Genomic DNA, 21,601 nt, shown 5'->3' with positions numbered 1-21,601 from the left:
ACGCGCTGCCAGGTGCGCCCGGCTGCCAAAAGGGAGGGCCATTGGAGACACGACCGATCATCCTGGGCATCCCGGATCGCCTCGATCCCCACGTTCTGGCCGCAGCCGCAGACCTGGCCTGCGCGCTCGGAGCGCGGTTGCTTTGCGTCCATGTGGATCCCACCCGCTATCCGCTCGAAGAGCTTCCCGATGGCACCATCCGCAGCGCACCGCTGGATCCCGAATCCGGGGACGAAGCAATTGAGCGCTTCCCGGCACGGCTTCTGCAGCAACTCGAAGCCCAGCTCGGCGGATCGGGACTGCAATGGCAAGCGCATGCCGCGGCCGGTGGCCCCGGTCAGCAGCTGTCGCACCTAGCCCTGCAGCATGATGCGGCGCTGATTGTGCTCGGGGTTCGGGAGCGTTCCATGGCCAACACCATCCGGGAACTGCTCAACGGTTCGGTAGCGGTGCATCTGACCCATCGACAGCGCCATCCGGTGCTCCTCATCCCGCCACGCCGCGCAGAACAGATTCGCAATTCATGACCCGTCCGCCAACACCCATGGCCCAGCGCACCGCGCAGGGTTCCTTCCTCAACCCGCGTTTCCTGCTGCTGGTATTCCTTGGCGGCGCTGCCGGTACTGCCTGCCGCCAAGGCCTGGGCCTGCTGCTGCCAGATCCCGGCGGTTTCCCGCTCGCGATTTTCCTAGCCAACATGCTGGGGGCGTTCCTGCTCGGCCTGCTGCTCGAGGCGCTTTCGCATCCCGGCCACGACGAGCCCAAGCATCACCGGCTGCGGCTGCTGCTGGGCACCGGTTTCTTGGGCGGCTTCACGACCTACAGCGCGCTGGCCACCGGCAGCATGCAGATGTTCGCATCCGGCGCAGCGCTCCATGCCCTGGGCTATGCACTGTTCACGGTGTTCTTCGGTGCATTGGCAACCTGGTGCGGAATCGCCGCTGGGGCTAGGCGCATGGCCCGGAAATCGGGAGGGCTTCACTAGTGCTCTCCCCCGGCTTATTTCTTATCGTTGCGCTCTGCGGCGGCATTGGCGCCTGCCTGCGTTTCGTGCTCGATGCCCTGATCAAGCGGTGGCTTCCAGCCCCGCTGCCCTGGGGCACGATCCTGGTCAATCTCTCCGGCTCCTTCGCGCTGGGTGCGCTGACCGGGCTGATGGCCCAGCAGTTGTTGTCGGCGCAATGGCTTGCGGCCATAGGTTCAGGACTGCTCGGCGGCTACACGACGTTTTCGGCGGCCAGTTTCGAAACTGTCCGGCTGCTCCAGGCCGGCCGCCTCGCAGCCAGCCTGGCCAATGCATTGGGGACCCTCGCTGGAGCGGTGCTCGCGGCATTGCTCGGCTACCACGTCGCTGGGCTCTTCTAGCCGCAAACGAAAAAATGCCAAGCTTTTCGGCTTGGCATTCCATCAGTTCTAGCGTGCTGCCCGGCGTCCCTTGGGAACACCCGCTCGTGCCCGGCTCGGAACTTGCTTCGGTGGCTGCTTGGTTCGATCGTGCGGGACCACGTATCCGCCAGTGGCGATGACCAGAATGGCGCTGATGCCGGTCAACGCAAGCATTCCGATGGCCCAAATCTGCGATTGATCGTAGAAGGAATGGTCGACGCTCAGCCACAGCACGTAGGCTCCGATGAGGTAAATGATATGGACCAGGAGCAGACGGGTTCGCAGCCTCAACTTGATGACGGCTTTCGGCGAGAAGAAGATCGACCAGAGGATCAGCAGCGGGACAACTACTACAAGGATTGCTGGGATTGTCGGCCATGGGATGAAAGCGATAGCGGCTAGTGCCGCGGCGAAAAGCAATCCTACTTCCAAGAGGAAGGCAACTGCCGCATAGCTTGCTGAAAGGAAAGGCGATACCCGCTGGGAACTGTTTTTACCCATCGACTTCAATCTCACTCCGTTTCTGCACACGCTGTCGTTTCGAAAGCCTTGGACTTTCATTTCAAGTCTATGTGTAAATTCTCCATCCCGCGAACAGGCTCGCGATGTGACTGCGGACTCCGAAACAAACAAAAAGCTCCGGAGCCAGACCTATGGGCCTGGCTCCGGAGCTGGATATTGTGGAGATGGGGAGAATTGAACTCCCGTCCGATGTGGTGTTGCCAGGTCTTCTCCGGGCGCAGTTTGCTGCGGATTTTCTCTGCCCCAACCATCACGCAAACATGTGGTTGATCCGGGCACAGTTGCCTAAATGTGTATCCAGAAGCGGCAACATCCGCTGGATACATTGGCTATCTAAATGACGTTAGGAACAGGGGCGATAGCGTCCCCTGGCTAACGGACCGTCTGGCTGCTTAGGCAGCGAGAGCGAAGTCAGTGCGCTTTGATTCGGCACTTATTGGTTTGCAAAGGGCGTTTACGAGATAACTTTGCGTCCTCGGCCCGCTTCATCTGTCGCGACTCACACCGTCGAAACCGATCATCCCCGTATTTTGTTGTCAGTCCCGGTCTCCCGGGTACAACCACACCCTAGGGCGTGTCTACCAATCATAGCGCACTGCCCGGGTTTCCCCCAATGCGAAATGCGCCACAAGCTAGCCTTATGCGTTTCCGCGGTTGCGTTCGCGCATGGCACGCAACGCCTCGCGGTTATCCTGCTTTTCCCTCAAGGTCTGCCGCTTGTCGTATTCGCGCTTACCGCGGGCAACGCCGATCTCCAGCTTCGCCCGACCGGATTTGAAGTACAAGCTCAGCGGGACGACGGTCAGGCCGGCTTCACTGATTTTGCGTTCGATCTTGAGCAGTTCCTGGCGGTGCAGCAAGAGCTTGCGGCGACGACGGGCCGCGTGATTGGTCCACGATCCATTGAGGTACTCGGGGATGTAGACGTTCTCGATGTACAGCTCGCCACGGTAGAACTGGCCGAAACCGTCAACCAGCGAGGCCTTGCCTTCGCGAAGCGACTTCACCTCAGTACCCGTGAGCACCATGCCAGCTTCGAAGGTGTCGAGTATTTCGAAATCGTGGCGCGCCTTGCGGTTGCTCGCGATTACTCGATCTTCTTGATTCTTCTTAGCCACGTTACTCCTTGCATGTCGCGGGCGGATTCCCGCGCACAGATTACAAGTCTAGCGCTAGAGAAGTCCCAAGGGGTTCACATGTGAACCATTGATGATCGTTTCGAAGTGCAGATGGCAGCCGGTCGAATTGCCGGTGGTGCCAACGTAGCCTATAACCTGGCCCTGCTTCACATGCTGGCCGACGCTTACCGCGATGCGGGACATGTGGTGATAGTTGGTGGCCAGGGCCTTGCCCTTGATGACGCCGTGAGAAACGGTGACCTTGTTACCCGAGGATCCGCCCCAACCGGCCATCCACACTTCACCGGAGGCAGCAGCCGTGATTGGCGAGCCGCACTGGCCGCCGAATCCCCAGTCAATGCCTGCGTGGACATAGCCGCCACGGCCGCCATAGTCGATTGTTCCAGCTGGAGTCGGGCGCCAGCCGAAGGTCGAGGTCAATCGGTTACTGGTAGTGGGCTTAACCAAACCCCAGCTGCTTGGCTCGGCATATGTCGGTGCCTTTGGCTCGGATTTCGGTGCTACATAGGCCTTCTTCTTGTAGGCCTTTTTCTCTGCGCGAGCTTCCGCGGCCTTGCGCTCCTGCTCAGCTTCGTAGGCCGCCTTTTCCTCAGCGATGCGCTTTCGCTCGGCTGCCGCCTCGCGGCGCGCTTTTTCTTCTGCCTTGCGCTTGCGTTCGGCAGCTTCCCTGATCAAGCGCTCCTGGCGTTCCTTGATCTGCTGGTTGACCGCGGCGTATTCCTTCTGCTGCGATTGCAGTTTCGCCTGGATACGCGGCTTCTGCGCTTCAAGTTCAGCACTGAGTTCTTCGGTGCTGGCAACCAGCGCATCCAGTTCGTTCTTGGCGTTCTGCGCAGCATCTCGCGCCGCCTGCTCCTGCGCCAAGGCTTCCTCAGCCTGGGCTTTCAGGGAGGAAATTTCCTTTTCAACAGCAACCAGGCGAAGCTTGTTGCTTTCATTGCTGGCTTGTTCCTGGGCCAGGTCATTGTATGCGGCATTCTGGGATTCCATGGCGCGGTTGGCCATGTCCAGGCCATCGGCCATCTTGGTCGCGGAATCCATGTTGAGGATCATGTCCAGCCCGCCAGAAACGCCGCCGCGCTTATAAGCCTCAGAAGCGATCTGCGCCATCGCATCTTGAGCGTCGGAAAGCTTAGCCGCGTTTTCCTCGATCTGCTTAGCCACTTCATCACGAGTCGCTTGCGCGCTGATTAAGCGGTTGTTGAGATCGGAAAGGGTGGCCTGTGCATTGGCTACGCGGCTTTGCGCGTCAGCCAATGCCTGCTGGGCTACAGGAACCTGTGCTTGCTGGTCACGCAATTTCCTGTCGGTTTCTTGAATGTCGGCATCCAAGAATTCCATGTCGTTCTCGAGGGTATCGATGTTCTTTTCGACTTGAGCTTTCTTGTCGTCCAGCTCATCGGCGGCTACCAGCCCTGCGGGCAGCGTGAGCGCGAGAGCCATTGCTCCACCGATGGAGGCGCGTAAGAATTTACGTCGCACTGCGTTCGACAGCATAAAGCTCCTTTTAGAAATTGCGTACTTCAGTTCAAGCCTAGATAACGTTCAGCTAAACCTTCAGGTAACGCTTCAACGTTACCACTGATGAAATTGTGGCCAAAACGATACCAATAATCAAGAGTATCGGAGCAACAAGCCATATTTCACCGGTGGAGATGAACGCTACACCGACGTTTTCATTGGCCAACTTATCCTCGACGAGGAACTTCAGCAGCATCCACAAGGTGCCAGAAGCCAGCAATCCACCAATCAGCGACGCGATGACTCCTTCGATAATGAACGGCAGCTGAATCGTTGCTTTCGATGCACCAACCAGTCGCATGATCGTTGTTTCGAGTCGCCGGTGCATGGCTGAGAGCTGGATAGTCGTACCGGTCAGCAGCACCGCGCAAACAATCATCACGATTGCAACGACAGCAGCGGCGGCGGACGCCACGCGCACCAACTGGAAGACCTTTTCAAGCAGTTCCCGTTGGTCAATGACCGAGTCAACGCCTTGTACCGTGGAGAACGCTTCGTTGATCACCGGATACTTCTCCGGATCTACCAGTGCGACGCGGAATGATTCAGGCAGCTGCTCAGCAGTGACCTGGTCAACCAACGCCGAGTTCTCGTATTGGTCGAGGAAGTTCTCGTATGCCTGGTCCTTCGACTCGTAGGCGAATTCCTTGATATACGGCGCGAGCTGCTCTGATTTGAGCATCTCTTCAATGCTCTGGCGCTGCTCTTCGGAAACCGCGCTACCAGCGCAGTTGGGCGAAGTGCTCGTGTCATCGCAGAGGTACACCGCAACTTCCATGCGGTCGTACCAGTAGCCCTTCATCTGGTTGATCTGGAGCTGCAGTAATACCGAGGCACCGACGAAGGTCAACGATACGAAAGTCACCAGCACCACAGAGACGACCATGACGACATTCTGCCGCAGGCCCTTCGCCGCTTCGCGGAGAATAAATCCTAGTCTCACTGGTCCTCGTCTTTCTTGTCCTCAGCAACCTGTGACTCTTCGTCGTACTCCACGGCGGAATCGCCGACGAGCAGTTCTCGCGAACCGTCCTGGTTCACCACGGTGGTCATCGGGGCGTACTGTCCATCAATTTCATCGCGGATGACCTGTCCGCGACTCAGTTCAATAACGCGGTGGCGGTATTCGCTCACCAATTCATGTGCGTGCGTAGCCATCAGGACAGTCGTACCGTTCTGGTTAATGCGGTTGAGCACGTTCATGACTTCGATGCTGTTCTTGCGGTCGAGGTTACCCGTAGGCTCATCGGCAAGCAGGATCGAGGGCCTGTTCACAATGGCGCGGGCAATGCCGACGCGTTGCTGCTCGCCACCGGAAAGTTCAGTTGGCTTGCGACGCGCCTTATCTTCAAGACCGACCATTTTAAGTGCATCTGGCACACGCTCGCGGATCTGGGCCCGTGAAGCTCCAATGACCTCCATGGCGAACGCGACGTTGTCGAAGACCGTGCGCTCGCGCAGCAGGCGGAAGTCCTGGAAAACGAAACCGATGTCACGGCGCAGCTTAGGCACACGGCGGCTCGGAATGCGGTTGAGGTTCTGTCCCGCCACGTAGACGGATCCGTCGGTGGAGCGCTTTTCGCGCAGCACCAAGCTGAGGAAGGTCGACTTACCCGAACCGGATTCGCCAACCAAGAAGGCGAACTCGCCACGGTCTATCTCGATGTTTATATCGTCCAAAGCTGCATTCTGCTGCTTTGGCTCGTAAACCATCGAGACGTTTTCGAATTTAATCATGTCTTCAATCGCTAGTCTTCGTCGGGGCGCGACCCACGAATACCAATCTCGAGATCAAACGTCTTTTGGTGCGCCAGTCTTCCAAACACTATCGGTGCCAGGTAGCTAACCAGCCGAAATATAAGGTGTGTTGCGAGATTCATGCCGTACATACAGCTAACGCAGAATGCCCAGCTTAGGCATGACTAGCTGGAATTAGCGAAACGGAGTTCGTAACGGTGATGATACTTACACCCTCTGTGGCAAAAGCGTTTAGACCAGCTGGAATTCGCGATTTCGCTTACTTACTAGGGCGACGCTGTCCTGCACGCCAGCGGATGCCTGCATCAATGAAATCGTCAATTTCACCATCAAGTACTGCCTGGGTATTGCCGACTTCATGTTCGGTACGCAGGTCCTTGACCATTTGGTACGGATTAAGCACATAGGAACGCATCTGATCGCCCCAAGATGCCTTCACATCTCCGGCGAATTCCTTCTTCTGGGCGTCTTCTTGTTCTTTCTTCAGAAGCAGCAACCGCGACTGCAGAACTCGAAGTGCGGCAGCACGGTTCTGGATCTGCGACTTTTCGTTCTGCATCGAGACGACAACTCCGGTAGGAATATGCGTCATGCGTACTGCAGAGTCGGTGGTGTTAACGCTCTGTCCGCCAGGGCCAGAGGAACGGAAGACGTCCACGCGAATTTCAGATTCAGGGATTTCGATGGTGTCAGTCTGCTCAATCAGCGGCACGACCTCCACCGCGGCAAACGACGTCTGGCGACGTCCCTGATTATCGAATGGTGAAATGCGAACCAGACGGTGCGTGCCGGCTTCTACCGAGAGTGTGCCGAAGGCATATGGTGCGTCGATTTCGAAGGTTGCCGATTTGAGGCCGGCTTCCTCGGCATACGAGGTATCCATAACGGTGGCCTTGTAACCACGGCGTTCAGCCCAGCGCAGGTACATGCGCAAAAGCATCTCTGCGAAATCGGCGGCATCAACGCCGCCGGCACCGGAGCGAATCGTGACAACCGCTCCGCGAGCATCGAATTCACCGTTGAGAAGGGTAACAATTTCGAGTTCGGCAAGGGACTTCTGGACGCTGACGAGCTCTCTGTCCGCTTCGTGCAACGTATCATCGTCGTCTTCAAGTTCAGCAAGCTCAACCAAGACTTCCAAATCGTCGATGCGGGTCTTCAGCCGGGTCAGCCGTTCCAGCTCAGACTGGCGATGCGATAGCTTGCTGGTAACGATCTGCGCGGCGGCCGGATCATCCCAGAGGTTCGGAACGCCAGCTTCCTCCGAGAGGACTGCGATGTCAGCTTTGATCTGCTCGACATCGCTCACGTCTTCAATTGCGGAGAATGTAGAACGCAGTGAGCGGATTTCAGCGGAGAAGTCAGTTTTTGCCATGGTCCTCTAAGACTACGTCATTTAGCCATTGATCAATGAGTCCGGTGCTATCGCCGAAAAGAAGTTCCAATAGAGGTATTCACTGAAAATCACGCTGTGGAACCCCTAGCCAACGTGCAAGGCTTGCATCCACGGGTCGATCGGGAAGCCGGCCAGTCAGTTCTCGAACAGTGTTTTCTGAACTGGGATTTCGAGGTGGGGTCCGCAAGCTTCCAATGAAGCCCGAACTACCGCAAAAATGATGGATCCGGTTGCGCTGGATCCATCCTTCCTGGATTCCGCTCCTGGGGCATGCAGCAGCGTTGCTCGCTGACACGTTCTTTCTCTTGCTTCCCCGTACTTGTGCGTTTCCCGCTTCCCTGGAACATCCATGCTGCTCTGCGCGGATGTGTTCACCTGCTCAGTACAGTTCTTGCTGATGAATCTACAGATATTGGTACTCCGTCTGGAACGATCCACCCCACTATCGGCGGTTGCACCGAACCCTGCAGCACGAGATTCGCACCTTGCCCATCAGGCGTGATCTGCACCCGGCCAATGCGTAGATTGTCGACGCGGCCGGCCGCACCCACATCCGAAAGGTACTGTTGCACGGCTTGTTGCACGCGCTGCTGGTCCAACTGAATCCTCGGGTCGCCATTGTCCGCAACAAATTCGAATTCATCCACGGCAGCCACGACGGCCCCGTCGGCAATTGACAACAGCTGACGCGCTTTGAGGTTGACTGCGCTGACTGCTAGCACCACTGAAATAGTCAGCAAAGTGATGGCGCACAAGCCGATTGCCAGCACTAAGGATTGTCCATCCTCGTCCCGTGGATTCAGGGCAGTGCGTTTTGTCCTAGCCAAAGCGATCAGTCCTTTGCGAGGCTGAAGAATCCACGGTGAAAGCAGATACCTCTGCCCAGTCGGAAACGAAAGGAAGGGGAACATCCAACGCTACCGTCACGGTGACGACACTGCCCGGACTCAAGCATTCCTTGTCGCAACTAATCGATGTGCGAGCGTCGGCATATCCAAAGTTGTTCATGGTTCTTCGTACGACTGCGTGCGCATCTGACCTTGCCTGGGCGGGGTTATCGGCGGCGGCGAAAACCTTCGCTGCATGATCAGCAGCTCCAACCACGGCATAGCTACCGCCTTGCAGCTGTCCGACGGCCAGGATCAGGTACACCATGGGAATCAGCAAGACAGTTGAAGCAAAAATAAACTCCACTATCGCGCTGCCGCGATCTTCGGCCCGGATTCTCTTGTGCATCGCGGCAGCGAGATACTTGGCTCTACCCATAACGCACAGCTTCTCCCTGAACCTGCAAATCCCACCCGTTGGGCAAGAACCCGATTAAAGGCACCCTCGTGTTAACCGATACGGTTACCAACTGGCTATCACCGACGCGGGTTGTGCTCACAGCAATGTCTCGGGCAAATCCGCCATGCAAGCTTTCGGTGATCAACATCCGGGTTCTGCTTCGAGCATCGGATACTGACCGATTGGCCAAAGCACCGTAATGGGCGCCGTTCGATGCTGCGTCAATCAGGGTGTTACGCACATGCAGTACCAACGCGAGTTGGATGAGCGCCATTGCGATGACGACAAGCAACGTTGTGACCATGACAAATTCGGCTACAGCAGACCCGTTCTCGCCATCAACAAGTTCCGCAGATTCCGAATTTCCTGGAGACCCCGCACTCGACCACATGCGCGGTTATCCCAATCCGGAAACTCGATCGATCGCTTGATTGAACAGGTCCTGCAGCCTAGGCCCTGCAACGGCCAGCAAGGCGGCAACCAGCAACGCGGACATGAGAGTAATCATGACCCATCCGGGCACGTCGCCTCTGCTTTCCCTGAGTTTCGGGGAAACCTTACGAAAGAGTAGTTCACCGGTTGCAGTGATTTGCAATACCAGTTTGAGCATCATTTCTTGTATGTGATTCATGACGGCCCTTCTAACTTGCTAAAGGATTTCAAAGTGGGAGATTCAAGCTTTTCTATGCTCCGATCAATAACTCATCTCCAATAACGCCAGACCGGGAAATACGGCGAAAACGATCGTGAGAGGAAGAATTCCGAACACGACCGGGACCAGCATGGAAATCTCGCGTTTTCCTGCAACTTCCATAAGTTCTCGTTTGGACGCATCGCGGACGTCTTGTGCTTGGTCTCTGAGCACTTGAGCCAATGGTGTGCCTCGCTCCGTTGCAACAACGATTGCATCGACAAAGCGCGTCATGGCCCCAACTTGCATCCGGTCGGACATATTCTGCATCGCTTGGACCATCGGAGTGCCTGCGTGAATGTCGTTCAAAGTCTTGGTGAATTCGTCACCGATCACCCCGTGGCAAATTCGTGAAATTCTTTCGATGGCCCCGGTGGTTGATTCGCCTGCGCCGACAGTTAGCGCCAGGACTTCGGCCACGGTTGGAAACTGAGTCAATATTTTCCTGGCCCGCAGATGGATCTGTTCGCCAAGCCACCAACCACGCAATGCATAGCCAACAATCCCGAAACCAATAACGACTAGCACCGATAGGATCAAAGAGACATGATACTGAACGGCGGCAAAGGCCATGAACGCAGAACCTGCTACTAGGCCTGCCAGAGCATAAACAATTTCTTGAGACCGGTAGTCAATCACGCTCATGTCCAATCCGGCAGCGTTCAGACGCTTCCGAAGAGTACTTGCCGAAGGACTGTGCAGGCTAGCCAGCTTCTTGATTTGCAGCAGCATGGGGGCAGCGAGTTGGCCTAAAGCCGAGTGCCCGGAGTCAGAGTGCCATGAGTCTTCCAGCATGCGTGAGCTTCGAACGCCAACGCGAACATGGGGCGCAATACGATCAGCGAAGGCCATTCTTCGCCAGCCCGGCAGATTCACAAAGACCAGCCAAAGGCCTATGCCAAGTCCCAAACCGCAAAGCGCCGCCCACGGCGTATAGCTGTTCATGCCAGGACTCGTTCTTCTACTGGCAAGGTGCCCAGCCGGAGCATGATTCGATAGCAAACGAGGGAAACCACCATGCCCAGGCATAGCACTATCACTCCCCCGACCGTCATATATGCATCCTTCGCAGCTTCCTGGGTGCCCAAGACCAACAGCAAAATCCATGGCGCGGCGACTGCCAAACGCGCTGCCGAGACAATCCATGATTGGCGGGCCGCGAGTTCCCCTCGTGTTCTCACGTCATCGCGCAAGAATGCCGACAAAGTTGTGAGCGTATGCCCCAAGTCGGTGCCCCCGACTTCACGAGTAATCCGCAATGTCGTGAGAATCTTGTCGGCTACCGGGTCTGCCAAGCGTTCGCCCAGCTGGTCCAGCGCCACGGAGAAGTTCGCTGTGGCTCGATAGTCCAACGCGAAATCCCGAAATAGCGGACGCAATACCTGCGGGCCGACGACAGCCAATTGGCTCAATGCTTCGGGAAGAGATAGGCCCGCCCGGATGGCACTTCGCAAGTGATCAACCACCTCTGGCCATTGTTCTTGCAATGCTGCGCGGCGCTTGGTGGCTTGATGGCGCAGGTAGACCCATGGTGCGAATGAACCGAAGATGCTAAACACCAAGGCGAAGAGCCACGAAGCGGTGAGTCCCAACGTCACCAACGCGGAAGCCAGCCCGCAGACCAGGCAAATCACGATGAATTTTGCCGGAGCCAGATTGCTCATTCCTGCATGCAAAAGAGCATTCTTGATGGCCGAGCTACGTTTGGGCGATTTTGCCCACGGGGCGAAGAGCAACCAGTCAACCATGAGAGCAATGCCTAGCCCGCCAAGGAGAGCAAAGAAAGCAACCACCGCTACACCGCCATCAATTCGGCAATATTGATTCCAGCGACATCAAACTTTTCATGGGACCAATCGGCTCCCCGAGCCGGCAGCAGGCGATCGGCTTGCCGCTCGAATAGCGTCGAGGACTCAATTTGCCCTTCCTCCACGCGGTTGCGCACGCTGAGAATCTCGTTGACATAGCGATGGCCCTGTGGACTCCGCACGCAATGAACCACAAGGTCAATGCATGCAGCCACGGTCTTGATGGTGAAGTCGCTGGTGATATTTGGTCCTGCAAGCAACGGCAAAGTGCAAATTTTTGTGATGGCGTCGCGGGCAGAATTCGCATGCAAGGTACATAGCCCCGCGATTCCCGAGTTCAGGGCAATGAGCATATCCAAGGACTCTGCTTCGCGGACCTCGCCGATAATGATCCGTTCCGGGCGCATGCGCAAGGCCTCCTTGACCAGCCGGCGCATCGTGATTTCACCGGTGCCTTCAAGATTGGCGAGGCGAGTTTGCATTGCAACGACATCTCTTAGTGAAAGATTCAGCTCAAAGATTTCCTCGATGGTGATAATGCGTTCCCTGGGGCCGATCGCTGATGCCAGACAGTTGAGCATTGTCGTTTTGCCGGCTTGCGTAGGGCCGGTAACGATGACATTCAGACCGGCACTGATTGCCGTAGAAAGGAACCTCGCTGCTTGTTCACTCAAGGCTCCCAGCTCAACTAGATCTTCAAGTTTTCCCGCGCGAGCAATGAACTTACGAATGTTGATGGCCCAATGCTCATGGGTGATGTCTGGAATCACGACGTGAAGACGAGACCCATCAGGCAATTGGCAGTCGACGAATGGCTGGGAAAGGTCCAGACGCCTGCCCGACGTTTTGAGCATGCGTTCTACTAGAGCCGCGATTTCTGCCGATTCCATGCGTATGTGGGTCAGTTCGCTTTGGCCACCTCTGGCGCAAAATACTTGATGTGGAGAATTTACCCAGATCTCTTCAACAGAAGGATCATCCAATAAGGGTTGCAGCGCTCCGAACCCGGCCACATTATCGAATACTGAACGTTGGGCGGCCTCTAGCGATCCAAGTGAAGGCACGGCGCCAAGCAATGCGCGTTCGTCGTAGTCGCGAATGACCTCTTCAATCAGTGATCGGATCATCTCTGGCTGCTTTGCCGGGTCCAATCCACGCCGGCGAACCAGCTCGCGTACTTCGTCTTCGACAATGGACAGCGCATCCACGACTGACTCCTTTTGCTTCCCTACTGGAGGATCCCGATCTCGGGGACTATCGGCGAGCGCGTCGTCGGTGCAGCATACCTATTCGTATGACAAGGGATGCTATCTGCAGCAGAGACCGCTTTCAAGAGGTTCCCGAAGTTGTGGATAGTTCTTGGTACTTTCTCCACACCAAGATTCTTATCTTCCAGCGCCGCCCTCAATGCTGGTTTAGATGGGAACGACAACATTCCATTACATTCAGGAGACCTCATGGTCCGCTATGAATTACTTCTGATTTCCCGAAAATTCCAGCATCCGCGGCAATTCGAACTTGTCATGTCCGGACGAATATCGGGCGAGCAGCTCGCCGCACTGCTGCAGCAGCATTTCCCGGGACAACGATGGTATTCGGGAATAACGCGGATAGAAGAGTTGGGGATCCTGCATGCGTCTGAACGTCTTCTGCTCAATGAATTGCCCCAACCTGTTCGCGCCACAAGCACCACAGCTTCGTGCCTCAAGTTATATGTAGTTCGCGGCCCCGACGCTGGTGCCTGGATTCCGCTCACAAAGGGAGAACATGTCATCGGCAGAACCGCCCCATTATGGTTAGAAGATCCGCTGGTGTCCCGGATTCACGCGAAGTTATTCGTGACAACCCGGAGCCTGCGCCTAGTAGCCTGCTCTGAGCAGCAACTTGCCATGCCAGATGGCAGCCGCTGCGAGTCCGTGGAATTGGAGCACGGATCGCGCTTCTTTCTGGGCAACACCGAATTCGCTGTCGGTGATCCATTAACCGCCCAATCCGGTCAATTGGTAACCCCCGAACAATTGGAAATCCAAGCACCTTCCAAGCCCGAGCTGTCCCGCTTAATTGCTCTGGTCCTCGCAGCATTCGTTCCGATCATCTCCGGCGTCTTGCTTGCCTTGGTTACCGGTTCGATGCTCTTTCTGATCTTGAGTGGAGTTTCGGCCCTTATGGGCATGGTGCCTGCCGGTCAACTGTTCGTGGAGCGTCGCGAATGGAAAAGGGAAATGGAAGTGCAACGAGCTTCCGCCATTATCGCGAGAAGTAAATATTCTCCGGCTCTCGGAGAATCGTTCGTAGCCGGACTGGATTCCGCTTCTTTGGGACTGTCGCATGCCCGGATACCACCACTGGTTTGGGGCGAGGGACTGTGGTCTCCGCAGGACACTTCTCGTTCTGATCCCACGGGGATCCGCAAAGTATTTCGTAGCCTCAGGAAGACGAAGTCGGACGCGCCCTGGTTCGGTCCAGTATTTTTCCCGAGTACCCCGAGCGTCTGGCAGCTGAATTCTGCACAAGGGCAAAGCGCTGGGGCTATTCTGGCCGCAGTACTTGCACGCTATCTCCCGGCCATACATTCCGGCCAGATACGGCTCGTGCTCGATCCCAGTATCAGGTGTCTTCCGGCGTCGCTGCTTTTGATGAGCAACGTTTCCGTGGCCCACCTGTCGATTCCCGAAGAATCGAGCTTCACCAGGAAAGAGGAAACCAACCTGGCGACGTTGTACGTCACTGCCCAGGAACCTCAACCTATTTCCGGCGCCCTGGTGCTGGGCGTTTCACCGGTGCTGGCCGAATCCGTGGAGAATTGGATTGTTCCAAGCCCCGTGTCCTCGCGTTGGCCCGACGAACGCTTAGTGCTGCAGAACCTAAGCACGCTGAGCCTTTCGCGGTTCGACAGGATGGTGCAGCAGTATGTGCAGCTGCAAAAGCAGGCAATAACCAAGAACGCAGAAGCCATTGCATCCCCGTCACTAGCTGTACGGGCACATCTGGGCCTCGATGAACAGCAAGAGGACGTGTTCCTTGATCTTCATGAGGATGGTCCGCACGTACTGATTTGCGGCACTACAGGGTCAGGCAAGTCAGAAGCGCTCAGGCGCCTGATTGCTGATTTTGCCCGGAACTACCCGCCGACTCAGCTTGCCTTCGCACTTATTGATTTCAAGGGTGGAGCTGGACTAGGCGTCTATGCAGGTTTGCCCCATGTCCAGCTCTTCGCAAGCGACCTCGATGAGGCAGCGGCTCAGCGCACGTTGGAACAACTAGAACATGAGGTGCGGCGGCGCGAGGAGCTTCTGGCAGCACAAGGCTGCAGCGACATTGCGGAATATCAAGATCTCGACGAATCAGGCCCGATTCTGCCTCGCTTGCTGGTAGTCATTGACGAATTCCGTGTTTTCGTCGAAACGCTTCCTCAAGCCAGCGCCAGAATTGATCGTTTAGCTGCGGTGGGTCGAGCTCTAGGAATCCATCTGATTCTCAGCACGCAACGTCCGGCTGGCGCTTTGACGGGACAAACCAAGGCGAACTTAAACACGACAATCGCATTGAGGGTAAACGACCCGGGTGAGTCCGTGGAACTGGTGGGCTCTACCGAGGCGTCCAAACTCCTCCACCCCGGACAGGCGATCATCAAGGGCGCTTCCAAGCCCACTAGGAACATGCAATTCCAGCTGGCCATCGAGCCGCCACTGCACGGCGAACTATTCGAGCGGAATCGTCAAGATCTCAGCCTTCGTCCGTTGTGCCGATTCGAAAAGAGCATCGCGTCAGTCGCCGGAGATCGCTTGCAAAACCATGCAGCAGAACTTTCCTCACAGTGGTCCACTTCGGAGCTCCCGGTATCTGGGTTTGCTCCAGCGTTGCCTCGGCCAGCAGAACCAACGCACTCGCCAGATACGTGGGATGGGAAGGAACGAGGAACGATTTACTGCGGCGTTGCAGATAATCTGCATTTGGCCCGGCTTGAACCTTTGATTCTTGACCCTGCCCGTTCACGATCAACATTGATCTGCGGCTTGCCAGAAGCCGGTGCCCGAACCCTGTTCGCTTCCCTCGCCCGTTCGCCCAGAAAAATACTTTGCTTCGGTCCGCCGCCGATCCCGGATGCCACTGAAAACGTCAAGGTTGTCACGGGTGAGGATCCCTATGGCTTTTTCGATGCTGTCGACTTCCTGGAATCCATGCCCAGTGATCCAGCATTGATCATTCTCGTTCATTCACTGGCCCAGTTGCAGTCCAATATCCACCCGCAACATTTCCAACGCCTGGACGAAGCACTCGGTACGCTATTGCGTTTCGGCGGCCCGCAATCGCCTATGGTGATTTGTTCAGTTGACCGCGACCAAAACGCGTTGAAGTCCACCGGTCTTTGTACAGAGCAATGGTTCTTCCCATTCAACGCTACCGAGTCATTAAAGATGATGTGGCCCAAGATCCCGGCCTGTTCGCTCTTGCCGGGTCGAGGGGTCAAGCTGAGTTCGGGGCATCCTCCGCAGGTCTTCCAACTCACCGAAGTTCAATTAGCTGAAATCCCCGGAAGCACCTGGCCCGAAGTGCCTTCAGCTTGGCAGATGCCTTCAAGTTCTGCCCTTCAACCGGCAAACTTTCTGGGATACTCGCCCTTCGATGGTGAAGCGGTCCCTCGACCAGCAGGTCCGATGGTTGTTGTGCTGTGCCCCGATACGCAACAGCGCCTGCAGCTGTCTGCCGTACTCGCTGCGTGTTGGAACTCCCCGCATATTTGCGGCCTACCGGACTTTGAACGGTTCGTACGTTCTCTCGAGGACGGCTCGTACCGTGTTCGGCAGGACTTGCTTTGCCTCTTCCTCGAAACCACCAATGACTCTCGGTTGCCACCGCTCTTGAGCGCTCTGAATTCGAGGGGAATCGGTGTCGCGCTATTCGTTCCGCCGTCCAGCAGGATGGCCTTCGACCTGGGATTGAGCGCCAACGGGCTCGATGATCGCCAGGTAGTCGCTGTCGAAGCCCATCATCCGCAAGATCTTCAACCGATGAATTGGCAGCCAATCCATCAGGTGCCTCATCAAGGAGCCAAAGACTACTGGTGCGCGGTCATCTCCAAACGAGGCAAACCGCGGATGATTCATATTCCGTACGAATTATCTGCTGGCAATTCAGCGGTTTGGCCGGTCTCCGAGGAATGCGGTGGTCTTCGGCGCGAAGAGCATCACCACAGTGGTTCCGGCGACCACGATGGAAAGTACCGCCGCGGCCGTCACCATCGGGATATTGGAGCTCAGGAATGAAACAGAGAGGATGAGCTGGAATAGTTGCCAAACGACAATCGGAGCACGAGTGAACGCTTTTCCCTTGAAGAAGTTGACAGCTACCGAGCCTTGCCAAACGGCAAGAAGCAAGCACAGGGCCAGCATGAATAACTGCCCGCCCATATTGACTGTTCCGTTGGTGTCGAGGTTCAACATGTAGCTGATGGCGTACGCCAGAACAGCCAGGGCCTCAATTAGGACAAGCGCGGCAACCACGAAAACACTGGTTGGGCGGGACGAGATTGCATTTTCGTTGCTCACATCAACAATTTTCGTTGACCTTCTGCAGGAACTCAAACCGCAACAATTGACTTTTGCTGTTGCTCGCGCCACACCTCTGATAACTAGCGGATCCTAGTGCCAAATGCCATGTGAGAAAGCACTCAGGCATTCAGCAACATTTCGCTACCGTGACTCTTGTTTACTTCCGCGTTACATGAAAACCTTATGTGGTCGGTTAAACGAAGTGCCCGAATGGACTTCTCCGACCTTTCGAGACGCCAGATGTTAACCGCTAGGCAACCAGGATTTCATTTCACTCCTAGTTATTTTTTGCCTGTGTGTTGATTGTCGTTGGTGTTTCACACCCTCTCAGATTTCAAGGAGCATCAATAAGCATGGATTGGCGTAGCCGCGCGGCGTGTCTGGAAAAGGACCCGGAACTGTTTTTCCCAGTGGGAAACACCGGTCCGGCCCTGTTGCAGATCGAAGAGGCCAAGAGCGTCTGCCGTCGATGTGAAGTAACCGAAACCTGCCTGCAGTGGGCTATTGAGTCCGGCCAGGATGCAGGCGTCTGGGGTGGCATGAGCGAAGATGAGCGTCGTGCCTTGAAGCGTCGCGCAGCACGAGCTCGCCGCGCTTCATAATTAAGCTGCGCTCGAGGTAATTCTCGCAACCCGAGACGCTATACGAAATCCGCCAGAGGTAAACACCACTGGCGGATTTCGAGTTTAAGCGACAAATTGTCAGCTCAGCTAGGTACATTAAAAGTAGTATTCATGTTCGAAAGGATCCGTTAGTGACTCTGGCCCGCTTCGCGTGCACCGTTCAGGCAGGTGCGACCGCAAAATGAGCCCGGCCCTGACTGACCCCAACCTGGGCAAGACGCTGGATGGTCGATACCGACTGGACCATCTGCTTGCCCTGGGTGGCATGTCACGCATCTACCGCAGCATGGACAAGCGCCTGCATCGAGCGGTTGTCGTGAAGATCCTGAACGACAACTTTGCCAGCGAGCATACAGTGCGTGAGCGATTCGAATCCGAAGCTGTCATCGCTGCGAATATCACTCATCCGAATGTGGTCTCCATCCGTGATCACAACGTGAGCGATAATCTGGTGTACCTCGTGATGGAGTATGTTCGAGGACGAAACCTCGAACAGGTCATTGAAGAACGTGGCCGCTTTACTCCGCGTCAGGCGCTCAGCGTCCTTGAACAAATTTGCCACGGTCTCAGCGCCGCGCACAGCGAGGGAATCATCCACCGGGATATGAAACCGGCAAATGTGCTGCTCTCCGATACCGGCGAAGTGAAAGTTACCGACTTCGGCTTGGCCCGTGCTGCCAGCGCCCATACCCAGTCAGCCACGCTCGTCGCCACGCTGTCCCATGTCTCCCCCGAACTAGTTTCAGGGGCACCAGCCGATTCGCGCAGCGACATCTACGCACTGGGCATCATGATCTACCAGATGCTGACTGGACAAGCACCGTATACCGAGACCAATGCCGCTGCATTAATGAAGCATCATCTGGACTCCCCCATGCCCATGCCCTCGGACTTGGTTCCGGGATTGGCCGAAGATCTCGATGAGTTGGTTCGATGGTGCACCGAGAAGGATCCAGAGAAGCGCCCGCAGGATGCTTCGCTGCTGCTGGAGGAGATCATCCAGATCCGCTCAACGCTCAACGATGCGCAACTGGACCTGGGCGCCGAGGACCTCGGCGGGATTGAAGATCTCACCCCGCAAACTATGGCGCAGATGCCCACTACGCTGCAGCAGCGTCTTGATGCGATGCAACGCGAGCGCGAAGATGAGCGTGAACAGCTATGGCTGAAGCGGAATACTGCTCAGCACGAGGACAGCTACGTTATTGATGATGCCCCCGCCGATCCTGACCAGACAACCGTCATTGCCGCGGTTGACGCCACCGAAGTCTTGGATCTTCGCGATGCGCAAGCCACACTGGCCCAGCCTCGTCCCACTGATCTTGCCGCTGATTCTGGCATAGCCGCAACGTCGGTGTACACCCGCGGCCGCGAGCTGGAACCGGCCCACGAGAATGACGCCGATTCCGAAGCACCGCTGTCGGTACGTGGCCAAAAGCGTGCGCAGAAGCAGGCTGCAAGAAAGTGGCGCAAGGAAGCACAGGTACCCACTCACCGGTTGCGTCAGCCTCGCTCGGGCACGCAGAAGTTCGTCATCACCGTGATGTGGATCCTCATCGTGGCTCTGGTCGCAGGTGCCGGATGGTTCTTCGGCCGCGGCCCCGGAACCGTCATCCGCATCCCGTCATTGACCGGCATGCTTCAATCGCAGGCAGTCGCGCAAATGGATGGCCAAGGTGTTCCAGTTCGGGTAGGCACGACCTACAACGATGAGATTGCCATCGGCAGGGTGGTCGACTCGCAGCCGGGGACCGGCGAGAACATCATGAAGTTCCAGGGAATCGATCTGATCGTTTCGCAAGGCCCTCAGCTTTTTGCAGTTCCGGATTTCACCGGGAAAACCCTGGATCAGGCCACCAAGTTGCTCGATGAAATCGGTTTCGAAGATGTCCAGGAATCCGAGGCCTACTCGGAATCGGTGACGAAGGGCGAGATTATCAGTTCCTCCCCTGCCGCCGGCAAGAAATTGCCGCGGAAGAACATCATCACCCTCACTGTTTCCAAGGGACATGCTCCGGTTCCTGTTCCTGCGGTCATTGGTCTTGGCAAGGATGCGGCCAAGGAAAAGCTTGAGTCCATGGGCTTGAAGCTGGAAACCGGTGAATCCGTCCATTCCACCACGATCGAAAAAGGCCTAGTCGCCGTCCAGGACCCGGCCCAGGGCACGGTTGCGTACGGCAGCACCGTGACAGTGAATCTCTCGCAAGGACCAGAATACGTCCAGATCCCATCCGTGCTCGGCATGGGCGTCGAGGAAGCAATCTCTGCACTGGAAGCCGCCGGCTTTTCCGTGAGGACGCACAATGTCTTTGGCGGTTTCAGCCAGACCGTTCGCATGCAGTCTCCATTGCACCAGCAAGCCGTGCGCGGCAGCGAGATCAGCATCTACGCCTTCTGAGGCCTGTTCCGTTCCCCAGGCATAAAAATAATCCGGTTCCCGCTGTCGGGAACCGGATTATTCTCTAGCTGCTAGCGGTTTCGGCTGCGGCTCTGCAGTGCCGAGGAGACCAGGAAGGCCATCTCCAGGGACTGGCGGTGGTTCAGGCGCGGGTCGCACAGCGACTCGTACAGCGAGTCGAAGTCTTCCTCGCGGATCGGATCCGCTCCACCGAGGCACTCAGCCACATCGTCGCCGGTCATCTCCACATGCAGGCCGCCTGGGAAGGTGCCCAGCGCGTCGTGCACTTCGAAGAAGCCGCGGACTTCGTCCATGACATCTTCGAAGTTGCGGGTCTTGTAGCCGTTCTGGCTGGTGACCGTGTTGCCGTGCATTGGGTCCGTAACCCACAGCACCTGGGCGCCGGAGGCCGTGACCTTCTCGATCAGGTTTGGCAGCTTCTCGCGGATGTTCTTCGCACCCATGCGGGTGATGAAGGTCAGGCGTCCTGGTTCGCGGTTCGGATCGAGCTTTTCGATCAGCGCGAGAACGTCTTCCGGATCCGAGTTCGGGCCCAGCTTCACGCCGATTGGGTTGCGCACGCGCGAGAGGAAGTCCACATGTGCGTGGTCCAGCTGACGGGTTCGTTCACCGATCCACAGGAAGTGGCCGGAGGTGTCGTACGGCAAGCCGGTCCGCGAATCGGTACGCGTCAACGCACGCTCGTAGTCCAGCAGCAGTGCTTCATGGGAGGCGAAGAACTCGGTGCGCTTGAGCGCCTCGAAGTCTGCACCGCAGGCATCCATGAAGCGGATAGCCGAGTCGATCTCGCCGGCCAGCTGCTCGTAGGCAGAGTGCGCCGGGTTGGCCATGAATCCGCTGTTCCACGAGTGCACGCTGCGCAGGTCTGCGAAGCCGCCCTGGGTGAACGCCCGGATCAGGTTCAGCGTGGCCGATGAGGTGTTGTAGGCCTGCACCATGCGCTTCGGATCGTGGGCACGGGAATCGGGTGTGAAGTCGAAGCCGTTGACGATGTCGCCGCGGAATGCCGGCAAAGTAACACCATCTCGGGTTTCGTCATTCGAGGAGCGCGGCTTGGCAAACTGGCCAGCCATGCGTCCCATCTTGATTACCGGCATCGATGCGCCATAGGTCAGCACCACAGCCATCTGCAAGATGGTGCGAACTCGCGAGGAGATCTTGTCGGCGGTGGCATCGGCAAAGGTTTCGGCGCAGTCGCCGCCCTGCAGCAAGAAGGCCTTGCCCTGGGCTGCTGCGGCCAAGCGTTCGCGCAGTACGTCGACTTCGCCGGCAAATACCAGTGGCGGACGCGAACCCAATTCGTTGATGGAGGACTGATAGTCCTTGTGCTCACGCCAAGTCGGCTGCTGGGCAATTGGCAATTCACGCCACAAATCTAGTTGCGGATCGGTGGCGGGGCCGGCTACGGAGGAGCCTGGCAATGGGGTTCGGTTTTCTTCGCTCACCTTGCCCATTCTACGTGGCATCAGCTCAAAGGACCGCGACGAATGTAACAAGTC

Annotated in this window: 20 protein-coding genes and 1 other RNA gene; 6 read left to right on the top strand and 15 right to left on the bottom strand. The window is 56.8% G+C overall.

All coding sequences use genetic code 11. From position 1 onward, the window contains the following. Positions 1 to 41: 41 nt before the first annotated feature. The 3 genes from AAZQ98_RS14685 to crcB are packed head-to-tail and all read left to right on the top strand — an operon-like array spanning position 42 to position 1,365. Positions 42 to 527: a universal stress protein gene (locus tag AAZQ98_RS14685; protein WP_434693314.1), complete on the top strand. Its 486-nt coding sequence runs from the start codon at positions 42 to 44 to the stop codon at positions 525 to 527. Next, a complete protein-coding gene (locus AAZQ98_RS14680; protein WP_434693312.1) occupies positions 524 to 985 on the top strand; it encodes a CrcB family protein in 462 nt (153 codons plus the stop codon). Before AAZQ98_RS14685 ends, AAZQ98_RS14680 begins: the two co-directional genes overlap by 4 nt. Next, positions 985 to 1,365 carry a fluoride efflux transporter CrcB gene (gene crcB, locus AAZQ98_RS14675; RefSeq protein WP_434693310.1) on the top strand — a complete coding sequence of 127 codons (381 nt, stop codon included), beginning with the start codon at positions 985 to 987 and terminating at the stop codon, positions 1,363 to 1,365. Before AAZQ98_RS14680 ends, crcB begins: the two co-directional genes overlap by 1 nt. Positions 1,366 to 1,413: 48 nt before the next feature. Here the strand turns inward: crcB and AAZQ98_RS14670 are convergent, their stop codons facing one another. The 14 genes from AAZQ98_RS14670 to AAZQ98_RS14605 form a co-directional block, all read right to left on the bottom strand. Continuing rightward, on the bottom strand, positions 1,414 to 1,887 hold the full coding sequence (locus AAZQ98_RS14670; RefSeq protein ID WP_434693307.1) for a DUF2568 domain-containing protein: 474 nt from the start codon (positions 1,885 to 1,887) through the stop codon (positions 1,414 to 1,416). Positions 1,888 to 2,064: 177 nt separating this feature from the next. Beyond that, positions 2,065 to 2,433, bottom strand: a transfer-messenger RNA (tmRNA) gene (ssrA, locus tag AAZQ98_RS14665). A gap of 113 nt (positions 2,434 to 2,546) precedes the next feature. Next, a complete protein-coding gene (gene smpB, locus AAZQ98_RS14660; protein ID WP_105658370.1) occupies positions 2,547 to 3,026 on the bottom strand; it encodes an SsrA-binding protein SmpB in 480 nt (159 codons plus the stop codon). 54 nt (positions 3,027 to 3,080) lie between these two features. Further along, on the bottom strand, positions 3,081 to 4,544 hold the full coding sequence (locus AAZQ98_RS14655; RefSeq protein ID WP_434693306.1) for a peptidoglycan DD-metalloendopeptidase family protein: 1,464 nt from the start codon (positions 4,542 to 4,544) through the stop codon (positions 3,081 to 3,083). A 52-nt stretch (positions 4,545 to 4,596) separates the two neighbouring features. Then, positions 4,597 to 5,511, bottom strand: coding sequence for a permease-like cell division protein FtsX (gene ftsX, locus AAZQ98_RS14650; protein ID WP_434693304.1), 915 nt, complete (start codon positions 5,509 to 5,511; stop codon positions 4,597 to 4,599). Next, a complete protein-coding gene (gene ftsE, locus AAZQ98_RS14645; RefSeq protein ID WP_105658367.1) occupies positions 5,508 to 6,305 on the bottom strand; it encodes a cell division ATP-binding protein FtsE in 798 nt (265 codons plus the stop codon). The genes ftsX and ftsE overlap by 4 nt, the downstream gene beginning before the upstream one ends. 280 nt (positions 6,306 to 6,585) lie before the next feature. After that, on the bottom strand, positions 6,586 to 7,701 hold the full coding sequence (gene prfB, locus AAZQ98_RS14640) for a peptide chain release factor 2 (RefSeq protein WP_105658366.1): 1,116 nt from the start codon (positions 7,699 to 7,701) through the stop codon (positions 6,586 to 6,588). A 392-nt stretch (positions 7,702 to 8,093) separates the two neighbouring features. Beyond that, positions 8,094 to 8,492 (bottom strand): hypothetical protein, encoded by a 399-nt coding sequence (locus AAZQ98_RS14635; RefSeq protein ID WP_332487271.1) that lies wholly within the window; start codon positions 8,490 to 8,492, stop codon positions 8,094 to 8,096. Between the two features lie 49 nt (positions 8,493 to 8,541). Then, positions 8,542 to 8,988 carry a hypothetical protein gene (locus AAZQ98_RS14630; protein WP_105658364.1) on the bottom strand — a complete coding sequence of 149 codons (447 nt, stop codon included), beginning with the start codon at positions 8,986 to 8,988 and terminating at the stop codon, positions 8,542 to 8,544. After that, a complete protein-coding gene (locus AAZQ98_RS14625) occupies positions 8,981 to 9,400 on the bottom strand; it encodes a TadE family protein (RefSeq protein WP_434693301.1) in 420 nt (139 codons plus the stop codon). The genes AAZQ98_RS14630 and AAZQ98_RS14625 overlap by 8 nt, the downstream gene beginning before the upstream one ends. A 6-nt stretch (positions 9,401 to 9,406) precedes the next feature. After that, positions 9,407 to 9,640: a hypothetical protein gene (locus tag AAZQ98_RS14620; protein WP_434693299.1), complete on the bottom strand. Its 234-nt coding sequence runs from the start codon at positions 9,638 to 9,640 to the stop codon at positions 9,407 to 9,409. Positions 9,641 to 9,703: 63 nt separating this feature from the next. Beyond that, the gene (locus AAZQ98_RS14615) at positions 9,704 to 10,645 is read right to left on the bottom strand and encodes a type II secretion system F family protein (protein ID WP_434693297.1); all 942 of its coding nucleotides are present in this window, start codon (positions 10,643 to 10,645) and stop codon (positions 9,704 to 9,706) included. Continuing rightward, complete coding sequence (locus AAZQ98_RS14610; RefSeq protein WP_434693295.1) at positions 10,642 to 11,493, bottom strand: type II secretion system F family protein; 852 nt, start codon at positions 11,491 to 11,493, stop codon at positions 10,642 to 10,644. The genes AAZQ98_RS14615 and AAZQ98_RS14610 overlap by 4 nt, the downstream gene beginning before the upstream one ends. 2 nt (positions 11,494 to 11,495) lie before the next feature. Next, complete coding sequence (locus tag AAZQ98_RS14605) at positions 11,496 to 12,716, bottom strand: CpaF family protein (protein WP_434693293.1); 1,221 nt, start codon at positions 12,714 to 12,716, stop codon at positions 11,496 to 11,498. A gap of 249 nt (positions 12,717 to 12,965) precedes the next feature. On the opposite strand from AAZQ98_RS14605, the gene AAZQ98_RS14600 reads away from it, so the two are divergent. The 3 genes from AAZQ98_RS14600 (at position 12,966) to AAZQ98_RS14590 (ending at position 20,081) form a co-directional block, all read left to right on the top strand. Next, positions 12,966 to 16,775, top strand: a complete 3,810-nt coding sequence (locus AAZQ98_RS14600; RefSeq protein ID WP_434693291.1) for an FtsK/SpoIIIE domain-containing protein — start codon at positions 12,966 to 12,968, stop codon at positions 16,773 to 16,775. Between the two features lie 638 nt (positions 16,776 to 17,413). Then, complete coding sequence (locus tag AAZQ98_RS14595; protein ID WP_013348560.1) at positions 17,414 to 17,662, top strand: WhiB family transcriptional regulator; 249 nt, start codon at positions 17,414 to 17,416, stop codon at positions 17,660 to 17,662. Between the two features lie 202 nt (positions 17,663 to 17,864). Continuing rightward, a complete protein-coding gene (locus AAZQ98_RS14590) occupies positions 17,865 to 20,081 on the top strand; it encodes a protein kinase domain-containing protein (RefSeq protein WP_434693288.1) in 2,217 nt (738 codons plus the stop codon). Positions 20,082 to 20,152: 71 nt separating this feature from the next. Here the strand turns inward: AAZQ98_RS14590 and AAZQ98_RS14585 are convergent, their stop codons facing one another. Beyond that, a complete protein-coding gene (locus tag AAZQ98_RS14585) occupies positions 20,153 to 21,556 on the bottom strand; it encodes a class II 3-deoxy-7-phosphoheptulonate synthase (protein WP_105659067.1) in 1,404 nt (467 codons plus the stop codon). Between the last annotated feature and the right edge of the window lie 45 nt (positions 21,557 to 21,601).

Origin of the sequence: Glutamicibacter sp. Je.9.36 (assembly GCF_051129975.1) — a bacterium.
In the GTDB taxonomy this organism is placed as follows: Bacteria; Actinomycetota; Actinomycetes; order Actinomycetales; family Micrococcaceae; genus Glutamicibacter.
This window is presented reverse-complemented; position numbering and strand designations above follow the sequence as displayed.

What these genes read in the sequence shown, in the direction of transcription:
- AAZQ98_RS14680 (WP_434693312.1), top strand. Translation starts at nt 524, where the DNA reads ATGACCCGTCCGCCAACACCCATGGCCCAGCGCACCGCGCAGGGTTCC.
- AAZQ98_RS14670 (WP_434693307.1), bottom strand. Translation starts at nt 1,887, where the DNA reads ATGGGTAAAAACAGTTCCCAGCGGGTATCGCCTTTCCTTTCAGCAAGC.
- AAZQ98_RS14655 (WP_434693306.1), bottom strand. Translation starts at nt 4,544, where the DNA reads ATGCTGTCGAACGCAGTGCGACGTAAATTCTTACGCGCCTCCATCGGT.
- ftsE (WP_105658367.1), bottom strand. Translation starts at nt 6,305, where the DNA reads ATGATTAAATTCGAAAACGTCTCGATGGTTTACGAGCCAAAGCAGCAG.
- prfB (WP_105658366.1), bottom strand. Translation starts at nt 7,701, where the DNA reads ATGGCAAAAACTGACTTCTCCGCTGAAATCCGCTCACTGCGTTCTACA.
- AAZQ98_RS14630 (WP_105658364.1), bottom strand. Translation starts at nt 8,988, where the DNA reads ATGGGTAGAGCCAAGTATCTCGCTGCCGCGATGCACAAGAGAATCCGG.
- AAZQ98_RS14625 (WP_434693301.1), bottom strand. Translation starts at nt 9,400, where the DNA reads ATGTGGTCGAGTGCGGGGTCTCCAGGAAATTCGGAATCTGCGGAACTT.
- AAZQ98_RS14620 (WP_434693299.1), bottom strand. Translation starts at nt 9,640, where the DNA reads ATGAATCACATACAAGAAATGATGCTCAAACTGGTATTGCAAATCACT.
- AAZQ98_RS14615 (WP_434693297.1), bottom strand. Translation starts at nt 10,645, where the DNA reads ATGAACAGCTATACGCCGTGGGCGGCGCTTTGCGGTTTGGGACTTGGC.
- AAZQ98_RS14600 (WP_434693291.1), top strand. Translation starts at nt 12,966, where the DNA reads ATGGTCCGCTATGAATTACTTCTGATTTCCCGAAAATTCCAGCATCCG.
- AAZQ98_RS14595 (WP_013348560.1), top strand. Translation starts at nt 17,414, where the DNA reads ATGGATTGGCGTAGCCGCGCGGCGTGTCTGGAAAAGGACCCGGAACTG.
- AAZQ98_RS14590 (WP_434693288.1), top strand. Translation starts at nt 17,865, where the DNA reads ATGAGCCCGGCCCTGACTGACCCCAACCTGGGCAAGACGCTGGATGGT.
- AAZQ98_RS14585 (WP_105659067.1), bottom strand. Translation starts at nt 21,556, where the DNA reads ATGGGCAAGGTGAGCGAAGAAAACCGAACCCCATTGCCAGGCTCCTCC.